Origin of the sequence: Escherichia sp. HH41S, assembly GCF_009820115.1 — a bacterium.
Lineage (GTDB): Bacteria > Pseudomonadota > Gammaproteobacteria > Enterobacterales > Enterobacteriaceae > Escherichia > Escherichia coli_F.
In genome coordinates this window covers 1-3,005 of sequence record NZ_VNXE01000055.1, presented here as the reverse complement: position 1 = coordinate 3,005, position 3,005 = coordinate 1, and the positions used below count along the sequence as shown (strand labels likewise).

Below are 3,005 nucleotides of genomic sequence, written 5' to 3'. Positions count from 1 at the left end.
GCTTTTTGGCCTCTGTCGTTTCCTTTCTCTGTTTTTGTCCGTGGAATGAACAATGGAAGTCAACAAAAAGCAGCTGGCTGACATTTTCGGTGCGAGTACCCGTACCATTCAGAACTGGCAGGAACAGGGAATGCCCGTTCTGCGAGGCGGTGGCAAGGGTAATGAGGTGCTTTATGACTCTGCCGCCGTCATAAAATGGTATGCCGAAAGGGATGCTGAAATTGAGAACGAAAAGCTGCGCCGGGAGGTTGAAGAACTGCGGCAGGCCAGCGAGGCAGATCTCCAGCCAGGGACTATTGAGTACGAACGCCATCGACTTACGCGTGCGCAGGCCGACGCACAGGAACTGAAGAATGCCAGAGACTCCGCTGAAGTGGTGGAAACCGCATTCTGTACTTTCGTGTTGTCGCGGATCGCAGGTGAAATTGCCAGTATTCTCGACGGGATCCCCCTGTCGGTGCAGCGGCGTTTTCCGGAACTGGAAAACCGACATGTTGATTTCCTGAAACGGGATATCATCAAAGCCATGAACAAAGCAGCCGCGCTGGATGAACTGATACCGGGGTTGCTGAGTGAATATATCGAACAGTCAGGTTAACAGGCTGCGGCATTTTGTCCGCGCCGGGCTTCGCTCACTGTTCAGGCCGGAGCCACAGACCGCCGTTGAATGGGCGGATGCTAATTACTATCTCCCGAAAGAATCCGCATACCAGGAAGGGCGCTGGGAAACACTGCCCTTTCAGCGGGCCATCATGAATGCGATGGGCAGCGACTACATCCGTGAGGTGAATGTGGTGAAGTCTGCCCGTGTCGGTTATTCCAAAATGCTGCTGGGTGTTTATGCCTACTTTATAGAGCATAAGCAGCGCAACACCCTTATCTGGTTGCCGACGGATGGTGATGCCGAGAACTTTATGAAAACCCACGTTGAGCCGACCATCCGCGATATTCCGTCGCTGCTGGCGCTGGCTCCGTGGTATGGCAAAAAGCACCGGGATAACACGCTCACTATGAAGCGTTTTTCCAATGGTCGTGGCTTCTGGTGCCTGGGCGGTAAAGCGGCAAAAAACTACCGTGAAAAGTCAGTGGATGTGGCGGGTTATGATGAACTTGCTGCCTTTGATGAGGATATTGAACAGGAAGGCTCTCCGACATTCCTTGGCGACAAACGTATTGAAGGCTCGGTCTGGCCAAAGTCCATCCGTGGCTCCACGCCCAAAGTGAGAGGCACCTGTCAGATTGAGCGTGCAGCCAGTGAATCCCCGCATTTTATGCGTTTTCATGTTGCCTGCCCGCATTGCGGGGAGGAGCAGTATCTTAAATTTGGCGACAAAGAGACGCCGTTTGGCCTCAAATGGACGCCGGATGACCCCTCCAGCGTGTTTTATCTCTGCGAGCATAATGCCTGCGTCATCCGCCAGCAGGAGCTGGACTTTACTGATGCCCGTTATATCTGCGAAAAGACCGGGATCTGGACCCGTGATGGCATTCTCTGGTTTTCGTCATCCGGTGAAGAGATTGAGCCACCTGACAGTGTGACCTTTCACATCTGGACAGCGTACAGCCCGTTCACCACCTGGGTGCAGATTGTCAAAGACTGGATGAAAACGAAAGGGGATACGGGAAAACGTAAAACCTTCGTAAACACCACGCTCGGTGAGACGTGGGAGGCGAAAATTGGCGAACGTCCGGATGCTGAAGTGATGGCAGAGCGGAAAGAGCATTATTCAGCGCCCGTTCCTGACCGTGTGGCTTACCTGACCGCCGGTATCGACTCCCAGCTGGACCGCTACGAAATGCGCGTATGGGGATGGGGGCCGGGTGAGGAAAGCTGGCTGATTGACCGGCAGATTATTATGGGCCGCCACGACGATGAACAGACGCTGCTGCGTGTGGATGAGGCCATCAATAAAACCTATACCCGCCGGAATGGTGCAGAAATGTCGATATCCCGTATCTGCTGGGATACTGGTGGGATTGACCCGACCATTGTGTATGAACGCTCGAAAAAGCATGGGCTGTTCCGGGTGATCCCCATTAAAGGGGCATCCGTCTACGGTAAGCCGGTGGCCAGCATGCCTCGTAAGCGAAACAAAAACGGGGTTTACCTTACCGAAATCGGTACGGATACCGCGAAAGAGCAGATTTATAACCGCTTCACACTGACGCCGGAAGTGGATGAACCGCTTCCCGGTGCCGTTCACTTCCCGAATAACCCGGATATTTTTGATCTGACCGAAGCGCAGCAGCTGACGGCTGAAGAGCAGGTCGAAAAATGGGTGGATGGCAGGAAAAAAATACTGTGGGACAGCAAAAAGCGACGCAATGAGGCGCTCGACTGCTTCGTTTATGCGCTGGCGGCGCTGCGCATCAGTATTTCCCGCTGGCAGCTGGATCTCAGTGCACTGCTGGCGAGCCTGCAGGAAGAGGATGGTGCAGCAACCAACAAGAAAACACTGGCAGATTACGCCCGTGCCTTATCCGGAGAGGATGAATGACGCGACAGGAAGAACTTGCCGCTGCCCGTGCGGCACTGCATGACCTGATGACAGGTAAACGGGTGGCAACGGTACAGAAAGACGGACGGCGAGTGGAGTTTACGGCCACTTCCGTGTCTGACCTGAAAAAATACATTGCGGAGCTGGAGGTGCAGACCGGCATGACACAGCGACGCAGGGGACCTGCAGGATTTTATGTATGAAAACGCCCACCATTCCCACCCTTCTGGGGCCGGACGGCATGACATCGCTGCGTGAATATGCCGGTTATCACGGCGGTGGCAGCGGATTTGGTGGGCAGTTGCGGGCGTGGAACCCACCGGGTGAAAGTGTGGATGCAGCCCTGCTGCCCAACTTTACCCGTGGCAATGCCCGCGCAGACGATCTGGTACGCAATAACGGCTATGCTGCCAACGCCATCCAGCTGCATCAGGATCATATCGTCGGGTCTTTTTTCCGGCTCAGTCATCGCCCAAGCTGGCGCTATCTGGGCATCGGGGAGGAAGA

General features: G+C 54.6%; 4 protein-coding genes. All 4 read left to right on the top strand.

Annotated elements, in window-relative coordinates:
- Positions 1 to 52 precede the first annotated feature (52 nt).
- Entirely contained in the window at positions 53 to 598 is a 546-nt protein-coding gene (locus FQZ95_RS09375) for a DNA-packaging protein (RefSeq protein ID WP_160530128.1), read from the top strand.
- Entirely contained in the window at positions 573 to 2,498 is a 1,926-nt protein-coding gene (locus FQZ95_RS09370; RefSeq protein WP_160530127.1) for a terminase gpA endonuclease subunit, read from the top strand. The genes FQZ95_RS09375 and FQZ95_RS09370 overlap by 26 nt, the downstream gene beginning before the upstream one ends.
- Positions 2,495 to 2,701 carry a phage head-tail joining protein gene (locus tag FQZ95_RS09365; protein WP_000198149.1) on the top strand — a complete coding sequence of 69 codons (207 nt, stop codon included), beginning with the start codon at positions 2,495 to 2,497 and terminating at the stop codon, positions 2,699 to 2,701. Before FQZ95_RS09370 ends, FQZ95_RS09365 begins: the two co-directional genes overlap by 4 nt.
- Positions 2,698 to 3,005 (top strand): phage portal protein (locus tag FQZ95_RS09360; RefSeq protein ID WP_057688511.1); only part of this gene is annotated, 308 nt, incomplete at its 3' end. The genes FQZ95_RS09365 and FQZ95_RS09360, both read left to right, overlap by 4 nt.

What these genes read in the sequence shown, in the direction of transcription:
- FQZ95_RS09375 (WP_160530128.1), top strand. Translation starts at nt 53, where the DNA reads ATGGAAGTCAACAAAAAGCAGCTGGCTGACATTTTCGGTGCGAGTACC.
- FQZ95_RS09365 (WP_000198149.1), top strand. Translation starts at nt 2,495, where the DNA reads ATGACGCGACAGGAAGAACTTGCCGCTGCCCGTGCGGCACTGCATGAC.